The sequence below is a fragment of the Sphingomonas sp. BL-S-29 genome (genome assembly GCF_055521495.1).
In genome coordinates this window covers 2,483,952-2,510,685 of sequence record NZ_CM145482.1, presented here as the reverse complement: position 1 = coordinate 2,510,685, position 26,734 = coordinate 2,483,952, and the positions used below count along the sequence as shown (strand labels likewise).

29 protein-coding genes are annotated in these 26,734 nt (G+C 66.0%); 6 read left to right on the top strand and 23 right to left on the bottom strand.

Annotated features, from left to right (window positions below):
* The first annotated feature begins 62 nt into the window (after positions 1–62).
* On the top strand, positions 63–1,223 hold the full coding sequence (locus ACZ1I2_RS11935) for an N-acetyltransferase (protein WP_465174044.1): 1,161 nt from the start codon (positions 63–65) through the stop codon (positions 1,221–1,223).
* A 31-nt stretch (positions 1,224–1,254) separates the two neighbouring features.
* Here ACZ1I2_RS11935 and ACZ1I2_RS11930 read toward each other — a convergent pair whose 3' ends face one another.
* The 8 genes from ACZ1I2_RS11930 to ACZ1I2_RS11895 form a co-directional block, all read right to left on the bottom strand.
* The gene (locus ACZ1I2_RS11930) at positions 1,255–2,043 is read right to left on the bottom strand and encodes a transporter (RefSeq protein ID WP_465174045.1); all 789 of its coding nucleotides are present in this window, start codon (positions 2,041–2,043) and stop codon (positions 1,255–1,257) included.
* Complete coding sequence (locus ACZ1I2_RS11925; RefSeq protein ID WP_465174046.1) at positions 2,040–2,186, bottom strand: hypothetical protein; 147 nt, start codon at positions 2,184–2,186, stop codon at positions 2,040–2,042. Before ACZ1I2_RS11925 ends, ACZ1I2_RS11930 begins: the two co-directional genes overlap by 4 nt.
* 6 nt (positions 2,187–2,192) lie before the next feature.
* Positions 2,193–2,963, bottom strand: a complete 771-nt coding sequence (xth, locus tag ACZ1I2_RS11920) for an exodeoxyribonuclease III (protein ID WP_465177148.1) — start codon at positions 2,961–2,963, stop codon at positions 2,193–2,195.
* A 5-nt stretch (positions 2,964–2,968) separates the two neighbouring features.
* Entirely contained in the window at positions 2,969–3,310 is a 342-nt protein-coding gene (erpA, locus tag ACZ1I2_RS11915; protein ID WP_465174047.1) for an iron-sulfur cluster insertion protein ErpA, read from the bottom strand.
* 59 nt (positions 3,311–3,369) lie between these two features.
* Entirely contained in the window at positions 3,370–4,563 is a 1,194-nt protein-coding gene (locus ACZ1I2_RS11910; protein WP_465174048.1) for a peptidoglycan DD-metalloendopeptidase family protein, read from the bottom strand.
* 110 nt (positions 4,564–4,673) lie between these two features.
* Positions 4,674–5,465, bottom strand: a complete 792-nt coding sequence (locus tag ACZ1I2_RS11905) for a ferritin-like domain-containing protein (protein ID WP_465174049.1) — start codon at positions 5,463–5,465, stop codon at positions 4,674–4,676.
* 8 nt (positions 5,466–5,473) lie between these two features.
* The gene (locus ACZ1I2_RS11900; protein ID WP_465174050.1) at positions 5,474–5,944 is read right to left on the bottom strand and encodes a peroxiredoxin; all 471 of its coding nucleotides are present in this window, start codon (positions 5,942–5,944) and stop codon (positions 5,474–5,476) included.
* On the bottom strand, positions 5,944–8,640 hold the full coding sequence (locus tag ACZ1I2_RS11895; RefSeq protein WP_465174051.1) for a bifunctional [glutamine synthetase] adenylyltransferase/[glutamine synthetase]-adenylyl-L-tyrosine phosphorylase: 2,697 nt from the start codon (positions 8,638–8,640) through the stop codon (positions 5,944–5,946). Before ACZ1I2_RS11895 ends, ACZ1I2_RS11900 begins: the two co-directional genes overlap by 1 nt.
* Before the next feature lie 36 nt (positions 8,641–8,676).
* Between ACZ1I2_RS11895 and ACZ1I2_RS11890 the strand changes: the two genes are divergently transcribed.
* Positions 8,677–8,907, top strand: a complete 231-nt coding sequence (locus ACZ1I2_RS11890; RefSeq protein ID WP_465181645.1) for a hypothetical protein — start codon at positions 8,677–8,679, stop codon at positions 8,905–8,907.
* 19 nt (positions 8,908–8,926) lie between these two features.
* Here ACZ1I2_RS11890 and ACZ1I2_RS11885 read toward each other — a convergent pair whose 3' ends face one another.
* The 3 genes from ACZ1I2_RS11885 to ACZ1I2_RS11875 all read right to left on the bottom strand — a co-directional run bounded on the left by ACZ1I2_RS11885 (position 8,927) and on the right by ACZ1I2_RS11875 (position 10,686).
* A complete protein-coding gene (locus tag ACZ1I2_RS11885; protein ID WP_465174053.1) occupies positions 8,927–9,574 on the bottom strand; it encodes a sigma-70 family RNA polymerase sigma factor in 648 nt (215 codons plus the stop codon).
* 89 nt (positions 9,575–9,663) lie between these two features.
* Positions 9,664–9,801: a hypothetical protein gene (locus ACZ1I2_RS11880; protein ID WP_465169493.1), complete on the bottom strand. Its 138-nt coding sequence runs from the start codon at positions 9,799–9,801 to the stop codon at positions 9,664–9,666.
* Positions 9,802–9,879: 78 nt separating this feature from the next.
* Positions 9,880–10,686, bottom strand: a complete 807-nt coding sequence (locus ACZ1I2_RS11875; protein ID WP_465174054.1) for a response regulator — start codon at positions 10,684–10,686, stop codon at positions 9,880–9,882.
* Positions 10,687–10,809: 123 nt separating this feature from the next.
* Between ACZ1I2_RS11875 and ACZ1I2_RS11870 the strand changes: the two genes are divergently transcribed.
* The 3 genes from ACZ1I2_RS11870 to ACZ1I2_RS11860 all read left to right on the top strand — a co-directional run bounded on the left by ACZ1I2_RS11870 (position 10,810) and on the right by ACZ1I2_RS11860 (position 13,095).
* Positions 10,810–11,103, top strand: coding sequence for a hypothetical protein (locus ACZ1I2_RS11870; RefSeq protein ID WP_465174055.1), 294 nt, complete (start codon positions 10,810–10,812; stop codon positions 11,101–11,103).
* A 7-nt stretch (positions 11,104–11,110) separates the two neighbouring features.
* Positions 11,111–12,691 (top strand): sensor histidine kinase, encoded by a 1,581-nt coding sequence (locus tag ACZ1I2_RS11865; RefSeq protein ID WP_465174056.1) that lies wholly within the window; start codon positions 11,111–11,113, stop codon positions 12,689–12,691.
* Positions 12,692–12,960: 269 nt separating this feature from the next.
* On the top strand, positions 12,961–13,095 hold the full coding sequence (locus tag ACZ1I2_RS11860) for an entericidin A/B family lipoprotein (RefSeq protein WP_372848382.1): 135 nt from the start codon (positions 12,961–12,963) through the stop codon (positions 13,093–13,095).
* Positions 13,096–13,190: 95 nt separating this feature from the next.
* Here ACZ1I2_RS11860 and tatC read toward each other — a convergent pair whose 3' ends face one another.
* The 8 genes from tatC to argS form a co-directional block, all read right to left on the bottom strand.
* Positions 13,191–13,985, bottom strand: a complete 795-nt coding sequence (tatC, locus tag ACZ1I2_RS11855; RefSeq protein WP_465174057.1) for a twin-arginine translocase subunit TatC — start codon at positions 13,983–13,985, stop codon at positions 13,191–13,193.
* Entirely contained in the window at positions 13,982–14,440 is a 459-nt protein-coding gene (gene tatB / locus ACZ1I2_RS11850) for a Sec-independent protein translocase protein TatB (RefSeq protein ID WP_465174058.1), read from the bottom strand. The genes tatC and tatB overlap by 4 nt, the downstream gene beginning before the upstream one ends.
* A 131-nt stretch (positions 14,441–14,571) precedes the next feature.
* Positions 14,572–14,802 (bottom strand): twin-arginine translocase TatA/TatE family subunit, encoded by a 231-nt coding sequence (locus ACZ1I2_RS11845; RefSeq protein WP_465174059.1) that lies wholly within the window; start codon positions 14,800–14,802, stop codon positions 14,572–14,574.
* Between the two features lie 27 nt (positions 14,803–14,829).
* On the bottom strand, positions 14,830–15,432 hold the full coding sequence (gene scpB / locus ACZ1I2_RS11840; RefSeq protein WP_465169498.1) for an SMC-Scp complex subunit ScpB: 603 nt from the start codon (positions 15,430–15,432) through the stop codon (positions 14,830–14,832).
* Positions 15,429–16,175, bottom strand: a complete 747-nt coding sequence (locus tag ACZ1I2_RS11835; RefSeq protein ID WP_465169499.1) for a segregation and condensation protein A — start codon at positions 16,173–16,175, stop codon at positions 15,429–15,431. Before ACZ1I2_RS11835 ends, scpB begins: the two co-directional genes overlap by 4 nt.
* A 45-nt stretch (positions 16,176–16,220) precedes the next feature.
* The gene (locus tag ACZ1I2_RS11830) at positions 16,221–17,228 is read right to left on the bottom strand and encodes a glycoside hydrolase family 3 N-terminal domain-containing protein (RefSeq protein WP_465174060.1); all 1,008 of its coding nucleotides are present in this window, start codon (positions 17,226–17,228) and stop codon (positions 16,221–16,223) included.
* Between the two features lie 187 nt (positions 17,229–17,415).
* Positions 17,416–18,141 carry an SPOR domain-containing protein gene (locus tag ACZ1I2_RS11825; RefSeq protein ID WP_465174061.1) on the bottom strand — a complete coding sequence of 242 codons (726 nt, stop codon included), beginning with the start codon at positions 18,139–18,141 and terminating at the stop codon, positions 17,416–17,418.
* The gene (argS, locus tag ACZ1I2_RS11820) at positions 18,141–19,868 is read right to left on the bottom strand and encodes an arginine--tRNA ligase (RefSeq protein WP_465169502.1); all 1,728 of its coding nucleotides are present in this window, start codon (positions 19,866–19,868) and stop codon (positions 18,141–18,143) included. Before argS ends, ACZ1I2_RS11825 begins: the two co-directional genes overlap by 1 nt.
* Positions 19,869–20,116: 248 nt before the next feature.
* Here argS and ACZ1I2_RS11815 point away from each other — a divergent pair, with 248 nt between their 5' ends.
* The gene (locus ACZ1I2_RS11815) at positions 20,117–20,422 is read left to right on the top strand and encodes a hypothetical protein (protein WP_465169503.1); all 306 of its coding nucleotides are present in this window, start codon (positions 20,117–20,119) and stop codon (positions 20,420–20,422) included.
* Between the two features lie 142 nt (positions 20,423–20,564).
* Here the strand turns inward: ACZ1I2_RS11815 and ACZ1I2_RS11810 are convergent, their stop codons facing one another.
* The 4 genes from ACZ1I2_RS11810 to ftsA all read right to left on the bottom strand — a co-directional run bounded on the left by ACZ1I2_RS11810 (position 20,565) and on the right by ftsA (position 26,731).
* On the bottom strand, positions 20,565–21,740 hold the full coding sequence (locus ACZ1I2_RS11810; protein WP_465169504.1) for a deoxyguanosinetriphosphate triphosphohydrolase: 1,176 nt from the start codon (positions 21,738–21,740) through the stop codon (positions 20,565–20,567).
* On the bottom strand, positions 21,737–23,785 hold the full coding sequence (locus ACZ1I2_RS11805) for an SPOR domain-containing protein (protein ID WP_465174062.1): 2,049 nt from the start codon (positions 23,783–23,785) through the stop codon (positions 21,737–21,739). The genes ACZ1I2_RS11810 and ACZ1I2_RS11805 overlap by 4 nt, the downstream gene beginning before the upstream one ends.
* 111 nt (positions 23,786–23,896) lie before the next feature.
* The gene (gene ftsZ / locus ACZ1I2_RS11800) at positions 23,897–25,354 is read right to left on the bottom strand and encodes a cell division protein FtsZ (RefSeq protein WP_465174063.1); all 1,458 of its coding nucleotides are present in this window, start codon (positions 25,352–25,354) and stop codon (positions 23,897–23,899) included.
* A gap of 114 nt (positions 25,355–25,468) precedes the next feature.
* Positions 25,469–26,731 carry a cell division protein FtsA gene (ftsA, locus tag ACZ1I2_RS11795; protein ID WP_465169507.1) on the bottom strand — a complete coding sequence of 421 codons (1,263 nt, stop codon included), beginning with the start codon at positions 26,729–26,731 and terminating at the stop codon, positions 25,469–25,471.
* Positions 26,732–26,734: the final 3 nt, after the last annotated feature.

Sequence of the window (26,734 nt, the reverse complement as noted above, 5' to 3'; positions counted from 1 at the left end):
GCGCGCTTGACAGCTTGTGCCGCAGGCGGGAGTGCGCAGTTCTTACAGAGAGGCTTGTCGTCTTGGCTACCACGCACCCGCTTTCCATCCGCCCGATCAGCAGCAAGGCCGATCGCAAGAAATTCGTCGACCTGCCCTTCCGACTCTACAAGGACGATCCCCATTGGGTGCCGCCGCTGAAGGGCGAAGCGCTGGGGCTGATCACGCCGGAGAAGAATGGCTGGTTCAGCCACGCCGAGGCGCAATTGTTCCTCGCAGAGCGCGATGGCCGGGCCGTCGGGCGCATCTCCGCTCATATTGACACGCTCGCGCTGACCATGCCGGCCGAACAGGGCTTCGGCCCCGGCTGCGGCCAGTTCGGCCTCTTCGATGCCGAGGACCCGGAAACCGCGCAGGCGCTGATCGCCACCGCAGAGGGCTGGTTGCGCGACAAGGGCATGACCAGGGTGCTCGGCCCGATCAGCATGTCGATCTGGGAAGAGCCGGGGCTGCTGATCCAGGGCTATGATCATGCGCCGACGATCATGATGGGCCATGCCAAGCGCGAATATCGCGGCTGGATCGAGGCGGCCGGCTATAGTCCCGCCAAGACGCTCTATACCTATGATCTTGATATTACCCAGGAATTCCCGCCGATCGTGAAGCGGATCATCCAGTCGGGCGAGAAGAATCCCCGCATCCGCATCCGCGAGGTCGACAAATCGAAGTTCGACGAGGAAGCGGCGATCATCCTCGCGATCCTCAACGATGCCTGGTCGGACAATTGGGGCTTCGTCCCCCTCACCCCGCCGGAGATCGCCGATGTCGGCGTCAAGCTGAAGCCGATCGTGTTCAACGACCTGATCCGCATCGCCGAACTGGACGGACGGCCCGTCGCGTTCATGATCACGCTTCCGGATCTCAACGAGGCGATCAAGCCGCTCAACGGCAGCCTGCTGCCGTTCGGCTGGGCCAAGCTGCTGCTCTGGCTGCGCAAGCCCCAGGTGCGCACCATGCGTGTGCCGCTGATGGGCGTCCTGAAGGAACTCCAGTCCTCGCGCATGGCGAGCCAGCTTGCCTTCATGATGATCGAATATATCCGGCGCGCGGCCATCACCCGATACGGTGCGAGCCGCGGCGAGATCGGGTGGGTGCTCGACGACAATCAGGGCATGAACGCCATCGCCGAGACCATCCAGAGTCGGGTCAACAAGACCTACGAGATCTATCAGAAGACGCTGTGAAACGGGCGGCAACGGCCACGCTCGAAGATTGCTAGAGCCGCCGGGAAACGCCGATATAGAGTTCGACATTCGGCGCGTCGCGGTTCAGCCCCGCCACGGCGCCGACGTCGAACTGCCAGTCCTTGCGCGGCGCCCAAGCGAGCGATCCCGACGCTAGCGCTGTGGTCATATGCCCGGACGGATCATCGTCCCAAGTTTCCTGAACCTCGATCGTCCCGGTAATCTTGTCGCTGAGCTCGACCCCGAGCCCGACCGTACCGCTGGCGGCGAAATGCCGCCCTCGCCCATCCTGATCCACCGCGGCATCGACTTCGGGCGACAGTTGCAGGCTGAGCTTGTGGCCGAGGTCGAAGCTGACCGGCACCAGCACGCCCGCACCCCAGTCCCCCGCCCCGATCGGCCTGCGGCCGACCGGAACCGTGACGAAGGACTCGACCGCGACGGAAACGCCGCTGCCGTCAGGGTGGCGCAGATTGGCCTTCAGCCCGAGCAGCGCGTCGCCCGTGCGGTTCGCCGCGTCGACTGATCCGCTCGCCTTGTCCCGAGTGCGATCATGGCCGAACGCGGTCCAGCCGGCCTGCGCCTCGATCCGGTCGGTCAGGCCGATGCGGACGAGCGTGTCGCCGATCAGGATCGTGTCGTCGCGCGTGTCCGGCGAGTCGTCGCGAGTCCAGTCGGCCAGCCCCATCTCGACCGAGACGCGGCCCGGCGCCATCGTGCAGGGCGGCGTTCCCAGCCCAGGGCGCGTCGGGCAATAGTCGCGCTCCTCGGCCAGGGCAGCGCCCGGCAGCAGCAGGAGCGCGACCGCCAGCCGCTTCATGCCAGCCGCACCGGAGATGGATCCGCCATTTCGTCGCGCACCATGCGCATCCTCACGGCGCGGATGCCGAACCCGACATCGCCGAGGCGGGCACTTTCGAACTCGCCCTTGCAGTGGAGCATCTTCTGGAGATCGAACGTCACCGGGCGCTACCGCAACCGTACCCAGGTCGGCGCGTGGTCGCTCGCCTTCTCCCGACCGCGATAGTCCTTGTCGACGCCGGCATCGGCAAGACGGTCGGCAGCGATCGGGCTGAGCAGCAGGTGATCGATCCGGAAGCCTGCATCGCGCTGCCATGCACCGGCCTGGTAATCCCAGAAGGTCCAGACGCCGCCCTTGGGGTGCCGCGTGCGCAAGGCGTCGGTCCAGCCCTGCCCGACCAGCGCGCGATAGCCGGAACGGCTCTCCGGCTGCATCAGCGCATCGTCCTGCATCGCGCGGACCGAGAAAGTGTCGTCGTCATTGGGAATGACATTATAGTCACCCGCCAGCACCACCGGTTTTTCCTCGGCCAGCAGTGCGTGCGCCCGATCGGACAGGCGCTCGATCCATTTGAGCTTATAGTCGAATTTCGGCCCCGGCTGCGGATTGCCGTTGGGCAGATAGATCGACGCAATGACCACCCCGTCGACTTCCGCCTCGAGATAGCGGCTATGCTCGTCCTCGGGATCGCCGGCGAGGCCGCGGTGCCGCTCGACCGGGTCGCTGCCCCTGGCCAGCACCGCGACGCCGTTGAAACCCTTTTGCCCGTGCCACACCGCGCCATAGCCGGCCGCGCGGATATCCGCCTCCGGGAAGGTATCGTCGCTCGATTTCAGCTCCTGCAGGCACACCACGTCGGGCGCCTGCTCGGCGAGATATTCCAGCAGGCGCGGCAGGCGCGCCTTGATGCCGTTGACGTTGTAGGTGACGATTCTCAAGCGGATCAGACCGAGAAGCTGGAGCCGCAGCCGCAACCCGACGCGGCATTGGGATTGGTCACCTTGAACGCGGCGCCACCCAGATCCTCGACATAATCGACCGCCGCGCCGCGCACGAGATCGAGGCTGATCGAATCGACGACAAGCTTCACGCCGTGATTCTCGGCCACCGCGTCGTCCGCGTCGACCGCATCGGCAAAGCCGAACTTGTACTGGAAGCCCGAACAACCGCCGCCATCGACTGAAAGCCGAAGGATGGCGGGCTTGCCCTGCCTTTCCGCAATCGCCGCGACGCGCGCGGCGGCTGAATCGGTGAGGGCGATTTCTGGAGCTGTCACGGTTGCCATGACTGGCAGATAGGCGTTCCCGGGATCATCGGCAACCGATGCCCGGGCACCTGGATGGATCAGTCGGCCGCAGCCGGGCCGCCCACCGCAACCTGAGTCGTCTTCAGCGCGCGATCCTGCACCGCGAGCAGATAGTCGGCGGTCTGCAGGAAGGGGATCGGGTTGACGGCGTGACCGTCGATCCGGACCTCGTAATGGAGATGCGGGCCGGTCGAACGACCGGTCGAGCCCATCAGCGCGATCAGCTGGCCGCGGTGCACGCGGGTGAAGGGCGCAACGAGGATCTTGGAGAGATGGCCGTAACGGGTCTGAATGCCCTTGCCATGGTTGATCTCGACCATGTTGCCGTAACCGCCCGAGCGCTCGGCGCGATCGATGATGCCGTCGGCGGTCGCGTAGATCGGAGTGCCGACCGGGCCGGGAATGTCCACGCCCGCATGCATCGCGGCGGTGCCGCGGAACGGATCGGAGCGGACGCCATAATTGCTGGTGAAGGCAAGGCGCTCGACCGGCTGGGCCGACGGGATCGCGATCACCCCCTGCTCGAGCGAATCGAGCTTCTTCCAGGTCATGAACAGCGACCGGAACTGCATGTCGGCGCGCAGATCGGCTTCGGCTTCGACGCTGTCGGCGGCTTCGAACGGCCCGCCCATCGCCGGCATGCGCGCCGCGAAACGCTCCGGCCCGATACCGAGCTTGCGCACATGCGCGACGGTCATGGCATAACGCTGCTCAGCGGCCTGGCGCGCCTTGACCGCCATGGCGACCTGACGCTGCTCGACCTTCTTGAGCGGCGCGAGCACGTCGGCGGCAAGCTGGTCGGCATGGCTGTCGATCGTCGGCGCGACCAGCGCCAGCGCGCGGGGATCGCCCTTGCCGGTGATGACGGCGGAGATCAGCGCCTGGCGCTGCTCGACGCGGACGGCATGGGCTTTGGCGGCTTGCTTGATGGTTTCGACATCGGCCTGCATCGCGGCGACCTTCGCCTGCATCTGCGCGACCTTGGCTTCCGGCGACAACGGGGCATCGACGATACCGCTCATCGCGACGGCGCCAACGGCTGCCTGGGCAACGCCATAAGCCGAAAAGCACAGCGTGACACCGGCGACGCCGGCCATCAGCGCCTGGGTGCGCCCCCCGACGCTGAAGCGGCGCAGATCACGGCCGTCGTGAAAAATGAAATCCCGGGTGGTGAAGTGCGTCTTCAGCCGCGACGCAAACTGCGCGCTCGACGCGATGGAAAATTTGTTCATTTATCCCCGGCGACCAAATGAATGCGATTGCCGGGAAATCCAGCGCCCGCCCCTGATGTCCTGGTCGCAGCCCCTCCACGCCCCGGACATGTCGCAATTGACCTAGTTTTTCAGGTCGGGGCAAGCGCGCCGTAATATTCTCGCGTCAAACCGGCTGAGTTGCGCGCCGAGTCGTTGAACGGCGGCTTGATCACCCCCCGGAAGTGGCGCGCGACAAGCGAACGCCAATGCGATTCCGGCGCGAATCCCTTGGCGGAGCAGCCGAATTCGAACCAGATGGTGCCCGCGCGGACATGCCGGATCTCATCGGTCAGGATGCGCTGTAGGATGCGCGCGCTCGGTTCGTCCCCCGCCGACCGGAAGCGCTGGATCGTCTCCGGCGTCACATCCAGTCCGCGCGCCTCGAGCACCATCGGCACGACCGCGAGACGGGCGAGCGGATCCAGCGCCGTCGCCGTCGCGGATTCCCACAAGCCGTCATGCGCGGGCATCGCGCCGTAATGGCTGGAAAGCGCCCGCAGCCGCCGGTCGAGCAGTGCGAAATGCATCGCCTCGTCGGCGCCCACCGATATCCAGTCGTCCGTGAAGCCGCGCGGGAATTCTGCGCCGAAGCGCCCGACCATGTCGAAGGCCAGATCGATCGCGACGAACTCGATATGCGCCAACGCGTGGAGCAGCGCGATCCGCCCCCGTTCCGAACCGCCCTTGCCGCGTTTCGGCATCTGGCTGGGCGCCAGCAGTTCCGGGTGAGCGGGGCGCGCCGGACGATCGGGCATGGCGACATCGAATATCGGTGCGAGGTGCCCGCGACGCCACGCCCGTGCCGCCGCCCGGGCGGCACGAACCTTGGCCGCTGGGTCGCCGGTCTCCAGCACGCCCCGCACTGCCTGCGCGATGCTCATCGTGCCGATCAGCCGAGCTCCTTCAGCGCCTCGAGCACGACGGCCACATGCCCGGGCACCCGCACGCGCCGCCAGACCCGCACCAGCACGCCCTTCGCATCGAACAGGAAGGTCGACCGGTCGATGCCCATATAGGTCCTGCCGTACAGCTGCTTCTCCACCCAGACGCCGAACGCCACCATGGCCTGATCCTGGTCATCGGTCGCGAGCGGCACGGTCAGGTCATATTTGCCGATGAACTTCTGGTGCTTGCTCGGCGTATCGCGCGATACGCCGAGCACTTCCGCACCCAGCGCCTGGAATTCGGGATAATGCACGCTGAAGTCCTGCGCCTCGCGGGTGCAGCCGGCCGTGTCGTCCTTGGGGTAGAAATACAGGACCAATGGCTTGCCGAGATAGCCGCGCAGGTTGATCTTGCCGCCGTCCGGCGTCGTCAGCGCCACATCCGGAAGCGAGTCGCCCTCGCCGATCGCCGCCATCATTCGTCTCCCGTCCTTGTTCCAGCCTTGGCTACCGCGGCCCAGAAATCGGAGACCTCCTGCCGCGTCGTCGCGAAGCACGCAACCACCGCCTCCCAATCGGCGACATCGAGCGCGCGCGCGATCAGGTCGCGGGTCGCCTGGGCCGGCGGTTGCGCGTCCGGTGCGACCAGCCGCAACGTGACCAGCAGGCGTGTGAGGAAATCATGCGCGGCCGCGATCGGCGCGGGCACCAGCCCGGCCTCGATCAGTTCGCGGATTGCCACGGCGAGGTGAGGATCGAGGCCGGCATGGCGGGTGAGCTGCACGACATGCACCGCGAATTCGAGATCGACCAGACCGCCTGGTGACAGCTTGGCGTCGAGCGGCCCGGCCGGCGGCTTGTGCGCTGCCATCTCGGCGCGCATGCCGATCGCATCGGCGACCACGTCGCGCGCCGGCCGATCCCCGCGCAATACGGCGTCGATCACCGCCTGTGTCGCCGCCCGGGCATGCGCCGAGCCGAATACCGGCCGCGCGCGCGTCAGCGCCATATGCTCCCAGGTCCAGGCATCCTCGCGTTGATAGCGGGCAAAGCCGTCGAGCGAGACCACCAGCGGCCCCTGAGTCCCCGAGGGACGCAGCCGCGTGTCGATCTCGTACAATGGACCGGACGCCGTCGGCGCGGAGAGCGCCCCGCTCACCCGTTGTGCGAGGCGGTTATAGTAAAGTACCGCGCCCAAAGGTTTTTCACCATCGGACTCGGTCATGTAGTCGCCGGTGAAAAGATAGATCAGATCGAGGTCCGAGGCATGAGTCAGCGCCCCGCCGCCCATCCGCCCCAGCGCCAGGATGACCAGTTCGGATCCCGGCACGACGCCGTGCTTTTGCGTGAATTCGGCGACCGTCGCCTGCGCGAGAGTCACGATCGCCGCCTCCGCCACCCGCGCATAACCGGCCGACACCTCGAGCGGATCGCTGACGCCGGCGACGATCTGCGTGCCAAGCGCAAAGCGCTTCTCGCCCACCACCCGGCGGACATGATCAAGCTGCGCCTGATAGTCCCCGGTCTCCTCGCGCATCTCCTGCGCCACCGCGTCGACCGAGCCGACAGGGTCGAGCGCACTGGCATCGATCAGCCCGTCGAACAGTTCCGGACGCCTGCCCAGCGCCTCGGCCAGGGTCGGCGTATGGCTCAGGATCGCACCGAGCAGACGCGCCAGCGCCGGTCGCGCCTCGAGCAGGCGGAAGAAATTGATCGCGCTCGACAGCTTCGCCAGCATGACGTCGAGCCGCACGATCGCCCCCTGCGGATCGGGCGCCCTGGCCAGCGCCTCGATCAGCCCCGGCAGCACCGCCTCGAGCGCTTCCCGGGCGGCCGGACTGCGTAGTGCGGGATAGGTCCCGGAACGCCATTGCTCGATCCTACGCGCGGCCGCTGGTGGATCGGCGAATCCGGCTTCGGCAAGCTGGTCTTCGAGATGCTCGCCGTCCTGCGACAACGCCCCTCCATCATCGGGGTCGAGGGCGTCGTAGGTCAGCGCCGTCGCTTCGACATGCGGCCGCAACAGGTCGAGCAATGCCGCGCCATCGGGGACGCCATGAAGCCGCGCCAGCCCGTCGAGCGCCGGTCCGGTCGGCAGATGGTGTGCCTGACGGTCGTCGACCATCTGCACCCGATGCTCGATCGTGCGGAACACGGTGTAAGCCTCCGTCATCGCCGCCGCGACCCGAGGGTCGATCCATCCGGCCTCGGCCAGTCGCGCCAGCGCATCGCGCGTCGCAGGGGCGCGCACCGATGGATCGCGCCCGCCATGGATCAGCTGGTGAATCTGCGCGAAGAACTCGATCTCGCGAATGCCGCCCCGCCCGCGCTTGAGGTCGAATCCCGGGCCGAAGGCCTGGCCTTGCGCATGATGATCGCGGATTCGGCGGGAGATGCCGCGGATCTCGCCGATCGCCCCGAAATCGAGCGCACGGCGCCAGATGAACGGCCGGATCGTCTGGAGAAAGCGCGCACCGAGCGTCAGGTCTCCGGCGGCTGCCCTGCCCCGAATGAACGCGGCGCGCTCCCATGGCAGCGCCAGTGATTCATAATAGGAGATCGCAGCGTCCACCGGAAGAACGATGGGAGTCACCTCCGGCGACGGGCGCAATCTCAGATCGACACGCAGCACATAGCCGTCACCGTCACGCGCCTGCAGAATCTCCACCACCCGGCGCCCGATCCGTACCGCCGCCTCGTCGGGCTCCTCGCGCGGCCGGCACGGCAGGGTGGCGGGATCGAAGATCAGGATCGGGTCGATATCGGACGAATAATTGAGTTCATGACTGCCCTGCTTGCCGAGCGCGATGGCCGCGAAACCGATGGGCGCAGCGCCCGGCGTTCGTTCAGCGATGGCAGCGGCAATCGCGGCATCGAGCGCCCGGTCAGCGAAATCGGATAACGCGCCAGTGACGGCTGTAAGGTCATAGACACCAGCCAGATCGCCGATGGCGACAAGCAGCGCGAGCCTGCGCCGCTCAAGCCGCAACCGGCGCATCACCGGCATGGCCTGATCCTGTATCGGCACCCCCGCAAGCGGAGGCAGCATGCCCCGATCAAGGTCATCGGCAAGTGCCGGTTCGCGATCGAGCAGCAGAGTCAGGAATGGCGATTCGGTCCGCGCACGACGAACCGCGTCCTTGATCAATTCTTCGGGATAGGCGTCATGCATGCGGCAACTATGGATAATTCCGTTTAATTAACACAGGTGCAAGCAACAATCGGGTTGCTCGTTCGTTCTTGGTTCATGTCGATCAAGATTACGCCCTCTACGGAAGACGTCGTGCCACAAGAATATGTCGTGGCCGCGCCGAAGACGAGCGACATGATCAGCGGCGCGTTGCGCGCCGCGTTCGGGGCCCAGGATACCCAGGCGACCGATTTTGCCGCCTTGCTCCGTCAGATCGATGTCGCCGATCGGACCATACAACGCTGCTGAGGTAATGGGTTTCGCGGCGTCAGCCGCGATCCCGGCTCAGATCCTCGACTTCGCCCATGATCGAATCGAGCGCGGTCATGCCAGGCTCGTTGCTGTGGCTGCGCCGCGACGGCAGCGAATTGTCGTTCATGATCGTCTCGAGCGCGACCCGCCCACGCGCCACACGGCTCTTGATCGTACCAACGGCGACGCCGCAGATCTCGGCGGCTTCCTCATAGGCGAAGCCGCCCGCGCCGACGAGGATCAACGCCTCACGCTGCGGCTGCGGCAAATGCAGCAAGGCGCGCTGCATGTCGCCCAGCTCGACATGCCGGTCCTGGCTGGCCGGCGCGGCCAATATGCGATCAGCCACCAGATCGTCCCAATCACCCTTGAACCGGGCTCGACGCATCTGGGAGAGATAAAGGTTGCGCAGGATGATGAAGGTCCAGGCACGCATGTTGGTGCCGGCCTGGAAGCGCAGCCGCGCCGCCCAGGCCTTCATCAGCGTTTCCTGGACCAGATCGTCGGCGAGATCGCGATTGCCCGACAAGGAGCGCCCAAAGGCGCGCAGATGCGGGATTACCTGGGCGAGCTGCGCCTTGAATTCGGAATCGGAGAGAGCAACGTGCTCGACCGGCTCTGGCGCCACATCGTCTTCGTCGTCATTCTCGTACGCGTCGGTCATGAACATCCGTTTCGTGGTCCGAAATGCGAACATGGGGGCGGACCATGATCAAGTCCACCACGCCATGCGGTTTCGTTCATTTGAATGAATTAGCGGAGCAGCAGGAACGCGAAGATCGCGATCACCAGCACCAGCGAGATACCCAATATGTACCGCGTCATATGCGGCGTCGCGCCTGCCCTGGCCTCATCGCCGCTGAGGTGAGTTTGTTCTTCCGGATTTGCCATATGCCTATAACCCCCGAGCATTGTTTTGGGTCCGTACCAGATGGAACTCCAATGCCGGGGGTTATGGAAAAGTTCCCGTCAGAGTGCGGGAACCGTCGCCGAATCGAAGAACAGCGCTTGGCTGATCGCGGCCTTCACGGTCGAGCGCTGGAAGGGTTTGGTGATCAGGAAGGTGGGCTCGGGGCGCTCGCCGGTGAGCAGACGCTCCGGGAAAGCAGTGATGAAAATGACCGGAACGGTGAACTCGGCAAGGATGTCCTTGACCGCATCGATGCCCGAACTGTCATCGGCAAGCTGGATGTCGGCGAGCACCAGGCCAGGACGGTCCTCCATCGCCAGCGCAACGGCCTCGTCGCGAGTCACCGCGACACCGGTAACGTCATGGCCAAGGTCGCGCACGATCGTCTCGATATCCATCGCGATGATCGGCTCGTCCTCGATGATCAGGACGCGTGCGCGGGTCTGCTTCTCGATCTCGGCCAGCGCTTCGTTCACCAGTGCGTCGACCTCGCTCGTCTGGACCTCGATCAGATAGGCCGCATCCTCGGGCGTGAAGCCTTCCATAGCGGTGAGCAGCAGCGCCTGGCGCGACAGCGGCGTCATCTTGGCGAGGCGAGCCCGTGCAATCGATTCCTGGCTGCTGCCGGCGTCCGCGCCCGCGTTCTCGGGCGTTTCGTCATAATTGGTGGAGTTCCAGATCGCCTGAAAGGTCCGATAGAGACCGAGCCGCGGGTCCACGTCACGCGGGAATTCCGCCGGGGCCGCAACGATCGCTTCGAGCGTCGCGCGCACATAGCGGTCGCCATGCTGCTGGCTGCCGGTCAGCGCGCGGCCATAGCGGCGCAGGAAAGGAAGGTGGGGGGCAAGCTGCTGTCCAAGCGACATGGCTGTCGAGGTCTCCTCCAGAAAAACGCCAAGATCTGACGAGGGTCCTTGTGGAAGCGGCCCCCCGGCTTTGCAACGCGTTTCGCGACCCGAGCGTGAGTGCCGGGCTTTTTCGCATCGGACATGGAACAATCGACGCGATATTTGGTTTCATGCATTCGTCGCGGATTGTATGCGCGATGCGCCTTGCCGATTTCCTCGGCCGGGTTTCTCGATATGCCCGGCTTACACACCGGATGCTTAAGGGGGACGATTTTGCGTTCGGGCGACGAGTCTTCGAAAAAACCGCGGGCCGCGAAGGCCAGGGTCCAGAGCAAGGACCGTGATATGGGGGCGGCCTTGCGCACCGTGTATCAGAAGACGGTGGACGAGTCGGTTCCGCCCGAGATGCTCGACCTCCTGAGCAAGCTCGACTGAGCAGGCCATGGCGGATTCCGCCGAGCCTCAGGCTCCGGCTCGCAACACGAAGCTTGCCGCACAGATTCCGACCGGCGCCAAGATCTTCCTGATTTTGAGCGCGGCTTTATTGCCGCTCGCGATCATCGCCTTTTTCGCCTCGCTCAAGACCACCCAGACCGCCGACGAGAGCGCTCGCGCTCAGCTCCGCCTCGCCTCCGCCGAAAGTGCCCGCAAGCTGGCGATCGAGCTCGTCGGCGACATGACCGCGCTTCGGGTGGCGCTGAACGCGCTCGACGCGGATCAGGGCGACGCGCCCAGCTGCGCGCGCGCGCAGGGCGTGTTCGCCCAGCAGGCCGTCAGCGGCACCCGCTTCGTTATTCGCGACCGTCGCGCACGTCCCTTATGTGGCGCGGATTTTCCGTCCGATCTGACGCCCGTCGCCGCCGGCACCGATCCGGTTGCTATCCGCATCGTGCCCGAGCGTGGCCTCCTGCTGGCGATCACGGGGGCAAGCGGCACCACGGCGACTGCCTTCTTCCCTACGCGCTTCCTCGCCGAAACCGGCCGGCCCAGCGATTTCGCGCCGCCTTATGAAGCGCTGCTCGTGAAAGGAAGCGAATCGCTGCCGGTGACTCTGCTTCCCCCGCGCGGTGCGCTGGAAAGGCGGGAAACGATGCGGACCCCGCTCGGCATCGGCGGCCTGTCGCTCGAAACCAGCGTGCGCAGCGCGCCGATTACCTCGCCTCTGCTCATCGCCATGCTGCTGCCGATCCTGATGTGGGCGGCGGCGGCCGGCATCGGCTGGTTCGTGGTCGACCGGCTGCTGATCCGTCCGCTGCGCCGGCTGCGTACCAGCGTCGCCGCTTATGTGCCCGGCGAGGAAATCGACCCGGACGAGGTCCGCGCCTTGCCGGCGCAGGAGATTCGCGAGCTGGGCTATACCTTCCGCATGATCAGCCGCACCGTCGCCGCGCATGAGGCCGGCCTCGCGGAGGGTCTGGTGCGCCAGACCAGGCTGACGCGCGAGGTGCATCACCGCGTGAAGAACAATCTCCAGGTCATCTCCAGCCTGATCAATTTCCACGCACGCGGCGCGCGAAGCAAGGAAGCGACCGCCGCTTATTCCTCGATCCAGCGCCGGGTCGACGCGCTCGCGGTGGTCCATCGTCACCATTTCGCCGAGCTGGAAGAGCATCGTGGCCTCTCCCTGCGCTCGGTGATCGGCGAACTCGCGTCGAATATCCGGGCGACGGCGCCCGAAGGTTCTTCGCAGCTGGGCATTGCGATCGATATCGATCCGTTCCTGGTCAATCAGGACGTAGCCATCGCCGTCGCGTTCCTGATCACCGAGATCGTCGAGCTGGCGATGACCTTCAATCCGATCGCGCAGATCCGGATCTCGGTGAAGCCGGACGAAAATGCTGACCGGGCGCTGTTGCGCGTCAATTCACCGGCGCTGGTGGACGGGGACGAGCTGCGCCGGGTGGTGGAGGAACGCTATGGCCGGGTGATGGAGGGCCTGTCCCGTCAGCTGCGCTCGCGCCTCCATCACGATCCGCTGGTCGGCGCCTATGAAATCGCCATCGCCATCACCGGGCGCGACTGATTCAAGCGATTCAAAAGAATCAAAAAAAATCTCGAATCCCTGGAACCGCTTCGCGAGAGTCACGTTCTTAGCTTCGGATAGTGAATTTATGCCCCCCCGCTCTCGCTATCCAAGACATGGGCCCGAAAGCGTCAACCCTCCCCCCCCGGTGGCGCTTTCGGGCCCAAATTCTTTTCAGCTTCAATCACATCACCCCGTTTCTTTCACGGAACGAACGCGTTCGCCGATCATTGAAACCTCGGCACAAAGCCAATCTCAGGAGATATTCGATGCGCAAGCTTGTTGGACTGGCCCTCGTCGCCGGAGCGCTGATGGTCAGCGCATGCAACACCGTCGAAGGCGTCGGCAAGGACGTGTCCTCGGCCGGCAGCACCGTCGCAAAGACGGCTGACGACGCCAAATAAGGGTCGCACCTCTAGGCAGCCTGAGGCCTTCTCCCGAACGGGAGGAGGCCTTTTCTTTATCCGCGCCAGGTCGCCGTCACCATGACGGGGCCAGTTCAGACCTTCTCGATTTCGGTGCTCTCGGCCTCGGCGGACTGCTTCGCGCGCTTCCGCTCGGTGAACCAGATACCGATCAGCGCCAGCTCGTAGAGCAGGCATAGCGGGATCGCGAGCAGCAGCTGCGATCCGATATCGGGCGGCGTCAGCACTGCGGCGACCGCGAACGAGCCGACGATCGCATAGCGCCTTGCGCCGATCAGCTGCTTGCGCGTCACGATGCCCGCACGTTCGAGCAGCATCAGTACCACCGGCAGTAGGAACGAGACGCCGAAGGCGAACAGGAACTGCATCACGAACGACAGGTAATTGGCGACCGAAGGCAGTGCCTCCTGCGTTACGCCTCCCCCAAGGTCGCCCTGATAGGATAGCAGGAAGTGCAGCGCCATCGGAACGGCAATGTAATAAGCCATCGCCGCCCCGCCGATGAATAGCACCGGCGTCGCCAGCAGGAAGGGCAGCAGCGCCTTCTTCTCCTGGCGGTACAGGCCCGGCGCCACGAACTGCCAGAGCTGGTTGGCGATCACCGGGAAGGACAGCATCATCGCCGCGAAGAAGGCGACCTTCACCTGGACGAAGAAGGCCTCGAAGATCTGGGTGTATATAACCTTGGTTTGTCCGGCTGCCGCCAGCGGATGGACAAGAAAGGCGAATATCTGTTCGGCGAAATAGAAGGCGACGAAGAAGCTCACCACGAGGGCGGCGACGCAATAGAGCAGCCGCCGCCTTAGTTCGATCAGATGATCGAGCAGGGGAGCGCGGCTGGCGTCAAGATCGTCCACGGGCGCGTTCACGATTCGGCCTTGGCGGCGGGCTTGCGCACGCGCTTCGCGGGCGCCGCGTCTGGGTCGGCCGCACCCTTGGGTTTTGCGGCGGACTTGCGGGCCGGCTTCGCCTCGGGCGCCGGCAGCGCTTCCGCTTCCGGCGCGGCGGAGATCATGGGCTGCTCGACCAGCACCGGCTCGGCATCCTCATGATCGATCGTGGCCATCGGGAGCATCTGCTGGGGCGTGGGCGGATGCTCACGCATGATCCGCGCATTCTCCTCCGCCCATTTCTTCTCCATTTCCTGCAACTCGGCCTCGCGCATCATCGAATCGAAACCGGAGCGGAACTGCCGCGCGACGCCGCGCGCGCGCGACACCCAATAGCCGACGAAACGCATCGCCTTGGGCAGGTCCTTGGGACCGATGACGAGCAGCGCCACGATCCCGACAAGCATCAATTCGGTGGGCGCGATATCGAACATGCGGAAACTCTATGAAATGCCGTGCCCCGAACGCGCGCCAGGGCCATTTTCGGTGCGACGATGAAGGTCATGGAAGCGCGCACGCGCCGGTCCGCCTCAAGCGGGCCCGACGCGACGCACGCCTGCAACGCTCAGCGCTCCTCGCGCAGTTTCTCGCCCTCGACCTCGATCACGGGCTCGCCGACCTTGCGGTCGATCCGGCTCGTCTCGCGAGGCGTCTCTTCCTCTTCGGCCATGCCCTTCTTGAACTGCTTGATGCCCTTGGCGACGTCACCCATCATGTTCGAGAAACGACCGCCCCCGAGCACGAGGATCGCGATTACACCGAACACCAGCCAGTGCATCAGGCTGAAACTACCCATCACAAATCTCCTAGGACGCAGGCCTATCTAGTCCTCATCGTCCGCCTTTTCTACCTCGCTGTTCTCATCTTCATGCTCGCCGGCATGTTCCAGCGCGAGATCGACCGGATCGAGCAGCCCCGCCGCCTTGAGATCGTCGATTCCCGGCAGGTCACGCCTGCTGGCAAGGCCGAAATGACCGAGGAATTCGGGCGTCGTCGCGTAGAGGAGCGGCCTTCCGGGCACCTCACGGCGCCCGGCGGGGCGAATCCAGCCTGCTTCCATCAGCACGTCGAGCGTACCCTTGGAGATCTGCACGCCGCGAATCGCCTCGATCTCGGCGCGAGTCGCCGGCTCGTGATAGGCGATGATCGCCAGCGTCTCGATGCCCGCCCGGCTGAGCTTGCGCGGCTCCTCCCGGTCGCGGCGGAGCAGGTGCGCCATGTCGCCCGCGGTCTGGAAATGCCATCGGTCGCCGCGCCGGACCAGTTCGATGCCGCGCCCGGCGAAATCGGCCTGGATCTCCTCCAGCACGCTACGGACATTGTCCGCATTGCCGAGATGCGCGCGGATCGCGTCCACCGTCATCGGCTCGGTCGCGGCGAACAGCACGGCTTCCACCGCCCGCGTCAGATCGTCGGCGCGCTTCATGCCCCGGCCTCCACCGACGGCGCCTTCAGGTAGAGCGGGGCAAAGGGCGATTTCTGGCGAAGCTCGACCCTGCCCTGCCGCGCCAGCTCGAGCGCTGCGACGAAGCTGGAGGCGAGTGCCGATTTGCGGAAAATGCCCGAAGCTGACTCAGGCAGGAAGGTCTCGATCATGGCCCAGTCTATCCGTTCGCCGACAAGACGCGATACCCTCTCCAGCGCGGCGTCGAGCGTCATCACGGGCCGGTTGGCGACGATATGCATCACCGGCCGGGTACGCGCGCTGATCCGGCCATAAGCGGAGATCAGGTCGTAGATCTCGGCCTGCCACAATGCCTTGCGCACCGTACGCAGCCCTTCGGGCGCGCCGCGCAGGAAGACGTCGCGGTCGAGCCGGTCGCGCGCCATCAGCCGGGCGCCGGCCTCACGCATCGCATTGAGCCGTTCGAGGCGAAGCTGGAGGCGAAGCGCCAGTTCTTCTGGACTCGGCTGTTCCTCCGGATCGCGCGGCAGTAGCAGCGCCGATTTGAGATAGGCGAGCCACGCGGCCATCACGAGATAATCGGCCGCCACCTCCAGCTTGATCGCCTTGGCTTCCTCGATGAAACGCAGATACTGGTCGACCAGCGCCAGGATCGAGATCTCGCGCAGATCGACCTTCTGGTTGCGCGCGAGTGCCAGCAGCAGGTCGAGCGGGCCTTCCCAGCCATCGATATCAAGGGTCAGCGTCTCGGCTTCAGCGTCCATTGCATCACGCTAACAGGTCCTCCCCCGCAGGGGGAGAGGGAGGCACTAGGTGTGCGCCAGCAGCGCGTCCCGCCTGGCGATCAGCGCCGCGATCTCGCCTTGCGGCGCCTTGCCGGCAATCGTCGCCATCGCCCGGTCGAGCCGCTCGAGCGACCGCGCGGGCATTTCGCCAAGCCGCGCGGCGATATCCTCCATCTCGTCCATCCGGCCCCAGCAATCGAGCACCAGGTCGCATCCGGCGGCGATCGCTCCGGCCGCCTTGTCGCCCGCGCTGCCGCTGAGCGCCTTCATGTCGATATCGTCGGTCATCAGCAGGCCGTCGAAGCCGATCCGCCCGCGGATCACTTGCTCGATCACGACCGGAGAGAGCGTTGCCGGCCGTTCCGCATCCCAGGCCTCGAACACGATGTGCGAGGTCATTCCCATCGGCGCGCCGGCCAGCGCCCTGAACGGCGCCAGGTCGATCTCGAGCTCGGCGTCCGAGGCCGTGACGGTCGGCAGGTGATAATGGGTGTCGACCTTCGCCCGGCCGTGCCCCGGCATATGCTTGACCACGCCGACCACCCCGCCCTCGCGCAACCCCTCGATGATCGCGCGGCCCATCGCCGCGACGCGCATCGGCTCGGAGCCAAGCGCGCGGGTCGAGATCGCCTCGGTGGTGTCCGGCTGCGACACGTCGAGCAACGGCAGGCAATCGACCGTGACGCCCACCTCGGCCAGCATCAGCGCGATCGCCTGGGCATTGGCCCGCGCCGCCTCGATCGCCGAGATCGGCGCGGTCTCGTACAGCGCGTCGAAGGCCGGGCCGGCCGGGAAAGCGGGCCATTCGGGCGGCCCCATCCGCGCGACGCGACCGCCCTCCTGATCGATCAGGATCGGCAGGTCGTCGCGTCCCGACAGGGCCCGCAGATCGTCAGTCAGCGCGCGGACCTGCGCCCGATCAGCGATGTTCCGCTTGAACAGGATATAGCCGGCGGGGTCGGCCGCGGCGAAAAAGGAACGTTCCTGGGACGTGAGGTTCAGGCCGGACAGGCCGTAGATGACGGGCTTCATAAAAGGGGACTAACAGGAAGCCCCTCCCTCAAAAAGCCCCGTCCTTCAGGAAACGGTTCGAGGGCGAGCGGGAGATATGGGACACCATGATGTCCCATATCTCCCGCTCGCTCGCGCGCCTAATATTTTCCATAATATCTATAAATATCAGATATTTAACTGAACACGCCACATGTCCGGAGACGGGTCAGTCGTTCGCCACGAAACAGTCTTCGCCCGCGACCTTCAGACGGCCGCACAGCTCGGTCGCCGCGCCCGCGCTGCCCGCATTGACGCGGAGACGGAAAACGGTGCGCCCGTTCACCTCGGCCTTTTGCACCGACTTGCCGAGCGGGGCGAGGTAGGTGAAGCGTTTCGACGCTCGGGCCCAGGCCGTGTTGGCCGACGCCTCGTCGGGGAAGGACCCGAGCTGCACCAGCGAACCGCGCGACATGGGTCCGGCGGTGGGCGCGGACGACCGCGTCGTCGCGGCCAGCTTGCCGCCCGATGCCGGGACGGCCACCACGGCCGTCTTCGATCCGCTCGAAGCAGGCGCCACCGGGGCGGCCCTGGTCCCGACAACGGGCGCCTCAGGCGTCGCGCCGAGATCGATCGCGGCGTTTCCACCGCTCTCGCCATCGCTCGTCGCGACGGCCACCTCGCCTTCGCCCTCGACCTTCAGGCCGCCGGGATCGTCGGGCCTGACCTTGTAATCGCCTTCCTGCGCGACGATGAGCGCGCCGTTTCCGTCGGCGCCCCGACGCTGCTGGTACCAATAATAGCCGAAGATCGCCGCCGCGATGATCGCGAGGCCAAGGACGATCATCAGGATCACGCGAAGGACCGAAGGACCCTGATCGTAATCCTCTTCCACGGTTTGAAGCCAGGGCAGCCGATCCTCGTCGCGGACCTCATAGTCTCTCGACGTCGTCATCAGTTCATCTCCTGGACCGCCTGCACCCCCATGATGCCGAGGCCATTGCGGATGATCTGCCCGATTGCTTCCGCCAGGAAAAGACGCGCGCAGGTAACCGCTGCATTGTCCGCGATCAGGAAGCGGCGGTCGGGCCGATCGTTGCCGACATTCCACAGCGCATGGAATTCAGCGGCCAGATCGTAGAGATAAAAGGCGATCCTGTGTGGCTCGCGCGCCGCCGCCGCCGTTTCCACGACTCGCGGGAACTGCGCGGCGCGCTTCACCAGCGCGAGATCCTCCGTTTCCAGTCGGGACAGATCGACCGCCCCGCAAACGATACCCGCCTCGGCGGCCCGGCGATGCAGCGACGCAACCCGGGCATGCGCATATTGGACATAGAAGACCGGATTGTCCTTCGACGCCTCGACCACCTTGGCGAAATCAAAGTCCATCTGCGCGTCCGACTTGCGGGTCAGCATGGTGAACCGCACCACGTCCTTGCCGACTTCGCGCACGACATCGGCCAGGGTGACGAAGTTGCCCGAACGCTTCGACATCTTCACTGGCTCGCCGGCGCGCAGCAGGCGCACCATCTGCACCAGCTTCACGTCGAAGCGCGTCTTGCCGCCGGTCAGCGCCTGCACCGCCGCGACGATCCGCTTCACCGTGCCGGCATGGTCGGCGCCCCAGATGTCGATCAGCGCGTCGGCGGTCTGCGCTTTCTGGTAATGATAGGCCAGGTCAGCGCCGAAATAAGTCCATTGCCCGTTCGACTTCTTGATCGGCCGGTCCTGGTCGTCGCCGAACTGAGTCGAGCGGAACAGCGGCAGCACCACCGGCTCCCAATCCTCGGGCGTCTCGCCCTTGGGCGCTTCGAGCATGCCGTCATAGACCAGGCCGCGCGCGCGCAAATCCGCCTCGGCCGCCTCGGGCTTGCCCGCTGCCTGAAGTTCCGCCTCGGAGGAGAAGAGGTTGTGATGAATGCCGAGCAAGGCGAGATCGGCCTTGATCAGTTCCATCATCGCCGCGACCGCCCGCTTGCGGAACAGCACCAGCCACTCGCTCTCCGGCGCGTCGACATATTTGTCGCCGAATTCGGCGGCCAGCGCCTGACCCACCGGTACGAGATAATCGCCCGGATACAGGCCTTCGGGAATTTCGCCGATATCGGCGCCCAGCGCCTCGCGATACCGCAGGTGTACCGAGCGGGCGAGCGTATCGACCTGGCCGCCGGCATCGTTGACATAATATTCGCGGATCACGGTGGCGCCGGCGAATTCGAGCAGGCTGGCGAGCGCATCGCCCACCACCGCGCCGCGGCAATGGCCCATATGCATCGGCCCGGTCGGGTTGGCCGAGACATATTCGATGTTCACCGTGGTGCCCGCGCCCTTGGTCGAGCGCCCATAATCGCCGCCCTCGTCACGGATCGTCGACAGTTCCGACCGCCACGTGTCGTCGGTCAGCGCGAGATTGATGAAACCGGGGCCGGCGACCGAGACGGCCTGGACCTCGTCGAGCTTGCCCAGTTCGGCCGCGATCTTCTCCGCCAGCATGCGCGGATTGGTCGCGGCGGGCTTGGCCAGCACCATCGCGGCGTTGGTCGCGAGATCGCCATGGCTCGGGTCGCGCGGCGGCTCGACGGTGACGTTGGCGCGATCCAGCCCGGCGGGCAGATCGCCCGCCGCGGCAAGGGCATCAAGCGCCGCATCGAGATGCGCGGCGAAACGGGTGTAAAGGGTCATTGCTGGTCCGGTCAAAAGAGCGAGCGCGGCCCTTAGCGGATGGCGCGCCCACACTCAAATCGCGCGACCAACCCAGTCCTGTTCGCAGGCGGGCCCTCGGATCCATGGCCGCAGCGGTGCACCTCCATTTCTTGCAACTGGCCGCGCAATCTTTGCGGTTGGGATTTTGCTGCACTGCAATATCATGAGCCCACAAGACGAGCGGTGAGGATGCTGATCTGGCTTTCGAGCAACGAAAGGAAAGATCCATGACTATCCTCCCCAAGACTCTCCTTGCCGCCGCCGCGACGCTGGCGACCCTCTCCGCTCCCGCTCTCGCCAGCGACGCGGCCCCCCAGCGCAAGTTCACCCGCGACGGCCAGACCTATGTCTACACCATGGCGATCAAGGCCAACCGCGTGGTCATCAGCGGCCGCCGCTATCCCTCCGGCAGCGCGTTCGATTTCGTCGTGCGCGGCGACCAGGTCAGCGGTGTGTCGGGCGGCGAGCCCGTCTCGTTCACCGTCAAGGACGCCCAGGCCAAGCTGACCCCGGTCGTGCTCGCCTCGCGCTAAGACGTTCTCGGGCTGGGTTGATCCCCACCGTTCGGGCTGAGCCTGTCGAAGCCCTGCTCTTCTCTTCCTCCGAAGAAAGAACAGCCCTTCGACAAGCTCAGGGCGAACGGAGAGAGATGATTCAAGCCAACAAACTCTTGCGCTAAAACCCTTCGGGCAGATCGATCGGACCGACCACTTCGCGATAGCGGGTGATGGCATATCGGTCGGTCATCCCGGCAATGAAATCGGCAATGTGGCGGCTGCGCGCGGGTTCTTCCGCGGGTAGCCGCCCATGCCAGTCGGGGGGCATGCGGCTCGGGTCGGCGTGATAGGCGTCGAACAGCCCCGCCACCAGTTCCCCGGCGATCCGCGCTGCCTCGAGCTGGCGCGGATGATGATAGAGATTGGCGTACATGAAGCGCTTGAGCGACCGCTCGGCCTCACGCATCTCGTCCGAAAAGCCTGCGAGGCAGGTCTCTGCGGCCCGTACATCCTCGGCCGTCTCGATTCCCACATCGGTCACGCGGCGCCGGGTCTCCGCGATCAGATCGTTGACCATCGTGCCGATCTGCGAGCGCACCAGCTCGCCGACCAGCCGGTCGGGCGCGATGTCGGGAAAGCGCTTGCGGGTCGCGTCCCAGCCCGCCGCCACGACCGGCACCGCCAGGATCTGATCCAGCGTCAGCAGCCCGGCACGCAATCCGTCGTCGATATCGTGATTGTCATAGGCGATGTCGTCGGCGATCGCCGCGACCTGCGCCTCGAGCGAAGGCCAGCGCGTCAGGTCGAGCGGAAACGCCGCATCGGCCTCCGCCAGCGCCCATTGCGGTCGGGCGATCGGGCCATTGTGCTTGGCCAGCCCCTCAAGCGTCTCCCAGGTCAGGTTCAGGCCGTTCCAGCGCGGATAGGGGCTGTCGATCACCATCAGCGCCCGCAGCGTGTTGCCATTATGGTCGAACCCGCCCAGCCCGGTCAGCGCCTCTTTCAGCGCATCCTCGCCGGCATGGCCAAAGGGCGGATGGCCGATGTCGTGCGCCAGGCATAGTGCCTCGGTCAGGTCCTCATTCAGGCCAAGCGTGCGCGCCACGGTTCGCCCGATCTGCGCAACCTCCAGGCTATGAGTCAGGCGAACGCGAAAATGGTCGCCATCCGGTGCCATGAACACCTGGGTCTTGTGGCGCAGACGGCGAAAGCTGATCGAATGGATGATGCGGTCGCGGTCGCGCTGGAACGCGTCGCGCGGCCCACGCACGGTTTCGCGCTGCTCGTCGTTCAGGCGGCCGCGACTCTTCGCCGGGTCCGCGGCCCAGGGCGCATGACGCGGGGCGGCGCTCACTTCGCCGCCAGCTTCGTGACCTTCTGGCCAGCGTCGCTGGTGAAGGTGAAGGCCGACAGCCCCTCCCTGGCCAGCGCATTGACGAAGGCGCGGGCCTCGTCATTGGTCTTGAACGGCCCCGCCAGCACGCGGTTGGTGGCGCGCAGCGGCGTGGTCCAGCCGGACTTGCCCTTGAACGCCACAGGCGCCCTGGCGCGGACCTTCTCCCACTCCTTGGGCAGGGTCGCTTCATTCGCCCCGCCCGCGACCTGAACCCAGATGCGCGAGGGTTCCAGGATTTTGGGATCGTTCTTCTTTTTCAGCTCGGCGGCCTTTTTCGCGTCCGCAAGCTTCCTGGCCTCGGCCAACTTCTTCGTTTCAGCCGCTTTCTTGTCGGCAAGCGCCTGCTTGTCGGCCGCCGCCTTTTTTTCCGCGAGCTCGCGCGCCGCTGCACCCGTGTCGGCCGGCGGTTGCGCCGCCCGAACTGGCGCTGGCGTCGGATCGGCCCGGACGGTGTCGACCGGCGCGCCAGCCACCAGTTCCGATCCGGGCACGGCGATATTCGCGATAATGCTGGCGAGGATCGAATCCTCGCTCCGTACCGGGGTCGGCGCCGCAGCGACGCCGCGCACCGGCGGGGTCGTCACGGCAGGTGTGGGCACCGCGGTGGACGACGCAACCGATGCCGGTGCACCGACGAGCGGCCGGGGAGAGTTTTCCGCGGCCCCGGTGCTGGTTTCCATCGCGGACGGCAGCGGCGACCTCGTCACGATTGCCGGACGATCCGGCAACGTCGACGAGGCACGCGCTGTTGATCCGGATGCCGAGGGCGGCGGCGATACCGGCCGAGCGGCCGGCGACGGGGTCGAAACAGCAGCCACGCGCGTATCGGCTTCCGCCTGTACTGTACGCCGTTCCGGCGCGGCCGGCGGCGTCGGGGCGATGGTCGCGGGCCGCGATCCGGTCGCCGGGGCCAGCGTCATGTTTTGCCGACCGACCTCTGATGTCCGCGTCGGTACGCCGGGGAGCGGCTGTACGATGCCCGGCTGGCTGTAGGGTGGCTGATAGGCCGGTTCAGTGCTTGCGACATAGGCCGGCGGTTGCGGCAACGGCGGCGCCTGCGGCTGGACCTGCGGCGGCGGCGCCGTTGCCGCCGGCACGATATCCAGCCTGCCGCGCTTCCTGCGGCGGCTGCGACGATCGTCCTGCTGGGGTTTGGACTGGACCTGCGCCGCCGCTAAGACTGCTGGCGCGACGGTGCCGGGCTCGGGCGGCAGCGGCGCGAGCGTCGGGATCATCCGGCTATCCGCGATCCGCTCGGGTGTCGCGCGCAGCTCGCCGAAATGCACTGCAAAGGCCCGATCGGTCGCGCCGAGGCCCGGAAGCCGCTCGAAAAAGGGCTGCAGCCCCTCGGCGAGTCCCGGGGGCATCATGTTGGTGGCGATACGCGCCGCGCCCTGCTCGTCGCCATTCATCGCCAGGATAAAGGCGCGCGCGCGCCATGCGCCGCGATCGCTTCGGCGGAGCAAAGGATCGAGCTGCTGCAGCGCCAGATCGCGCTTGCCCGATATACCCAGCGACAGGGCATAGCGGCGGATCGTCTCATCGGCGGCGCCATCCTTCAGGGCCAGGCGATAGTCGCGCTGGGCGCGTTCCTGCTGGCCGACCAGATCATAGGCCAGGCCACGATCAGCGGCATAATAGCGCGGATCGAGCCCCAGTGCCTCGGCCTCGCCGAACCGGCGCAGTGCCTCGCCGGGCCGTTCGGCCTGGACCAGCAGGCTGCCCGTGCCGGCCTTGATTCGGGCATTACGCGGATCGAGCCGCTCGGCGCGCGCGAAAAACGTCGCCGCCGCCGTCTGGTCGCCCAGCTTCAGCGCGAGTTCGCCGGCGCGTACCAACGCGTTGATGTCGAGCGGGTTGGCCGCGAGCAGGCGCATTTCCGCCGCCAGCTCGTCGCCCAGCGGATTGAGCGGCTGCACCGTCTGCACCTGTGCCACCGCCGGCATCGCCGAAAGGGGCAAGGCAAGCGTGAAGGCATATCCGAAGAGGCGGGAGACGCGCATGAGAAGGCAGCCTAGAGCCGAGCCCGGCTGAACGGGCAATGTCCCGTCGGGGCACCGCGCGCCAGAGCGACGCGCACCGGCGACAAACCGGGCGCGCACCCTGGCATCATCTCATTGATTGTTCTGGCGATGCAGGAAGCGTGGAATGTCGAGCCCATCCTTGTCGGCCGGCTCCTCGTCGCGCGCGGCACCGCGCGAGACGCTCGACATGCGCTCGAACAGGGTACCGCCCAGCTTCACGCGCGGCGCGGCGGGGACGGGCTCTGCTTCGACCGGCGCTTCCTCCGCGGCGGGGGCGCCGGGCGACAGCCAGCGGCGGCGCGCCGGGAAATCGGGATTGGGTGCGGCTTCAGGCGCCGCCGCGACCTCTTCCTCGTCGCCGAACACCGGGATGTCGGAAACCCGTGTCTCGCTGCCGAGTACGAGTTCATCGCTGTCGCCGGCCGCCTCGGGCGCCTCAAGGACGATGTCCGCTGGTCGCTCGGCATCGATCGCCACGGGCTCGGGGGCCTCTATCACGGGTGCCGGCGCTTCCTCGGCCTTTTTCGGCGCGGAGAAGGTGAAGGCGCGCGACACCGGGGCCGCCGCGGCGGTCGGACGCGAGTCAGCTTCGATGCCGGTCGCAACGACCGAAACGCGGATCTTGCCCTCGAGCTCGGGGTTGAATGCCGAACCCCAGATGATGTTCGCGTCCTCGTCGACCAGTTCGCGAATGTGGTTCGCCGCTTCGTCGACTTCGAGCAGGCGCATATCGTCGCCGCCGGTAATCGAGACGATCACGCCCTTGGCGCCCTTCATGCTCACACCGTCGAGCAGAGGATTGGCGATCGCCTTGGACGCCGCCTCGATCGCGCGATTGTCGCCCGACGCCTCGCCGGTGCCCATCATCGCCTTGCCCATCTCCTGCATCACCGAGCGGACGTCGGCGAAATCGAGGTTGATGAGGCCCGGCATGACCATCAGATCCGTGATGCCGCGCACGCCCTGCTGCAGCACTTCGTCCGCCATCTGGAACGCCTCCTTGAAGGTGGTGTTCGCATTGGCGACCAGGAACAGATTCTGGTTCGGGATGACGATCAGCGTATCGACATATTTCTGCAGCTCTTCGATGCCTGCCTCTGCGCTCGCGGCGCGGCGCTTGCCCTCGAAGGCGAACGGCTTGGTCACGACACCGACGGTCAGGATGCCCATGTCGCGTGCTGCCTTGGCGATGACCGGCGCGGCGCCCGTGCCGGTGCCGCCGCCCATGCCGGCGGCGATGAAGCACATGTGCGCGCCCTCGAGCATCTTGCTGACCTGCTCGATCGTCTCCTCCGCCGCGGCGCGGCCGATCTCGGGACGCGAACCGGCACCCAGGCCCTGCGTGATCTTCGCGCCGAGCTGAATCTTGTGCGACGCGCTCGACTGCTTGAGCGCCTGCGAATCGGTGTTGGCGACAAGAAAATCGACGCCCTGGACTTCAGCGCGCATCATGTTCGCAATCGCGTTGCCTCCGGCACCGCCGACCCCGATCACCGCGATGCGCGGCGTCAGTTCGTCGACTTCAGGGGGAAGGAATTCGATGCTCATCGCCTGGTCTCCGCAACACCCCAAACATCGGGGCGCTTAAATGATGATACCGTTCGTTCTGCACCATCCCTTGCGGTGACTCCAGCACGAACAGCTAAATCTTGTCGTATTTCTTTAATAATTCGCCTTGGCGGTTGCGATCAGCCTCTTGAAGATCGCAAGTCCCTTGGGCCGGTGCACCAATTGGTTAGTCGGTGACAAGGACCGCAAATCGACCGGATCCGCCGCGGCATAGAAAGCGAGGCCCGCCAGGGTCGCGAATGCCGGTCCGCCATGCGCTTCCGGCAAGGCGGTCAGCCCGCGCGGCCGGCCGATGCGGACCGAACGGCCCAGGGCCTGCTGCGCATAATCGGCGATCCCCTTCAGCTCGGCGCCGCCGCCGGTCAGCACGACCTGGCGCCCGACCGGACCTTCGAACTTCAGGTCGACCAGCGCCTTTTGCACTTCGCTCATCAGATGATCGAGGCGCTGGCGGATCACCGAGATCAGCTGCGCGCGCGTGATGCGGGCGCCCTCGCCCGCGCCGTCCTCGGCGGAGATCGGCGCGACCTCGATCATGTCGTGATTGTCGCGCGGTGACGCATTGGCCGACCCGTAGAAGCACTTCATCCGCTCGGCCTGGGCCCGGCGCGTGCCGAATGCCGAGGCGATGTCGTCGGTGATGTCCGCCGCCCCGATCGGGATCGAGGTCAGGCCGACCAGCATGCCGCCCGCGAACAGCGAGACATTGGTGATGCCGGCGCCCATTTCGACCATCGCGACGCCCAGCTCGCGCTCTTCCTCCGACAGGCAGGCCATGCCGGTCGCGACCGGCGACGCGATGATCGCCTTCACTTCGAGATGCGCATTGGCGACGCACAGGCCGAGATTGCGCACCGGTGATCCGTCGGCGGCGACGACATGGATATGCACGCCAAGCCGGTCGGCATGCAGGCCGAGCGGGCGTTTCACCCCCGTCAGGCCATCGAGCGTGTACAATGCCGGCTGCGCATGCAGCACCATGCGGCCGGCCGGATCGATCGATTCACGCCCCGCCTGGAGCAGCGCGTCGATATCCGACTGTTCGACGCGGTGGCCGCCCAGTTCGAACTCGATCGAGGCGACATCGGACACCAGCCCGCCGGCCGAGAAGCTGACCCAGACATTCTCGATATTGGTACCGGCGATCCGCTCGGCCTGCTCGACCGCCTCGCGCACGGCGACTTCGGTCGCCGCCGCATCGGCGATATAGCCGCGCTTGACCCCCCTGCTCTCGCGCTGGCCGGTGCCGAGCACGATCAGTTCGCCGCCATCGCCCTTCTGCGCGATCAGCGCCGAGACCTTGGACGATCCGATATCGAGCGCGGTGATCAGTCCTTCAGGTGCTGTCTTCGCCATACG

Coding starts and splice junctions, on each gene's coding strand:
- ACZ1I2_RS11905 (WP_465174049.1), bottom strand. CDS start 5,465: ATGAGCATCGCGCAGGCAGTGCGGGGCGTGCTGGAGACCGGCGACCCA.
- ACZ1I2_RS11870 (WP_465174055.1), top strand. CDS start 10,810: ATGGAACAATCGACGCGATATTTGGTTTCATGCATTCGTCGCGGATTG.
- ACZ1I2_RS11805 (WP_465174062.1), bottom strand. CDS start 23,785: ATGCGCGTCTCCCGCCTCTTCGGATATGCCTTCACGCTTGCCTTGCCC.
- erpA (WP_465174047.1), bottom strand. CDS start 3,310: ATGGCAACCGTGACAGCTCCAGAAATCGCCCTCACCGATTCAGCCGCC.
- ACZ1I2_RS11815 (WP_465169503.1), top strand. CDS start 20,117: ATGACTATCCTCCCCAAGACTCTCCTTGCCGCCGCCGCGACGCTGGCG.
- ACZ1I2_RS11825 (WP_465174061.1), bottom strand. CDS start 18,141: ATGACGACGTCGAGAGACTATGAGGTCCGCGACGAGGATCGGCTGCCC.
- ftsA (WP_465169507.1), bottom strand. CDS start 26,731: ATGGCGAAGACAGCACCTGAAGGACTGATCACCGCGCTCGATATCGGA.
- ACZ1I2_RS11910 (WP_465174048.1), bottom strand. CDS start 4,563: ATGAACAAATTTTCCATCGCGTCGAGCGCGCAGTTTGCGTCGCGGCTG.
- ACZ1I2_RS11835 (WP_465169499.1), bottom strand. CDS start 16,175: ATGGACGCTGAAGCCGAGACGCTGACCCTTGATATCGATGGCTGGGAA.
- ftsZ (WP_465174063.1), bottom strand. CDS start 25,354: ATGAGCATCGAATTCCTTCCCCCTGAAGTCGACGAACTGACGCCGCGC.
- ACZ1I2_RS11860 (WP_372848382.1), top strand. CDS start 12,961: ATGCGCAAGCTTGTTGGACTGGCCCTCGTCGCCGGAGCGCTGATGGTC.
- ACZ1I2_RS11885 (WP_465174053.1), bottom strand. CDS start 9,574: ATGACCGACGCGTACGAGAATGACGACGAAGACGATGTGGCGCCAGAG.
- ACZ1I2_RS11830 (WP_465174060.1), bottom strand. CDS start 17,228: ATGAAGCCCGTCATCTACGGCCTGTCCGGCCTGAACCTCACGTCCCAG.
- ACZ1I2_RS11900 (WP_465174050.1), bottom strand. CDS start 5,944: ATGGCGGCGATCGGCGAGGGCGACTCGCTTCCGGATGTGGCGCTGACG.
- scpB (WP_465169498.1), bottom strand. CDS start 15,432: ATGAAGCGCGCCGACGATCTGACGCGGGCGGTGGAAGCCGTGCTGTTC.
- ACZ1I2_RS11845 (WP_465174059.1), bottom strand. CDS start 14,802: ATGGGTAGTTTCAGCCTGATGCACTGGCTGGTGTTCGGTGTAATCGCG.
- argS (WP_465169502.1), bottom strand. CDS start 19,868: ATGACCCTTTACACCCGTTTCGCCGCGCATCTCGATGCGGCGCTTGAT.
- ACZ1I2_RS11930 (WP_465174045.1), bottom strand. CDS start 2,043: ATGAAGCGGCTGGCGGTCGCGCTCCTGCTGCTGCCGGGCGCTGCCCTG.
- ACZ1I2_RS11865 (WP_465174056.1), top strand. CDS start 11,111: ATGGCGGATTCCGCCGAGCCTCAGGCTCCGGCTCGCAACACGAAGCTT.
- ACZ1I2_RS11875 (WP_465174054.1), bottom strand. CDS start 10,686: ATGTCGCTTGGACAGCAGCTTGCCCCCCACCTTCCTTTCCTGCGCCGC.
- ACZ1I2_RS11880 (WP_465169493.1), bottom strand. CDS start 9,801: ATGGCAAATCCGGAAGAACAAACTCACCTCAGCGGCGATGAGGCCAGG.
- ACZ1I2_RS11895 (WP_465174051.1), bottom strand. CDS start 8,640: ATGCATGACGCCTATCCCGAAGAATTGATCAAGGACGCGGTTCGTCGT.
- tatB (WP_465174058.1), bottom strand. CDS start 14,440: ATGTTCGATATCGCGCCCACCGAATTGATGCTTGTCGGGATCGTGGCG.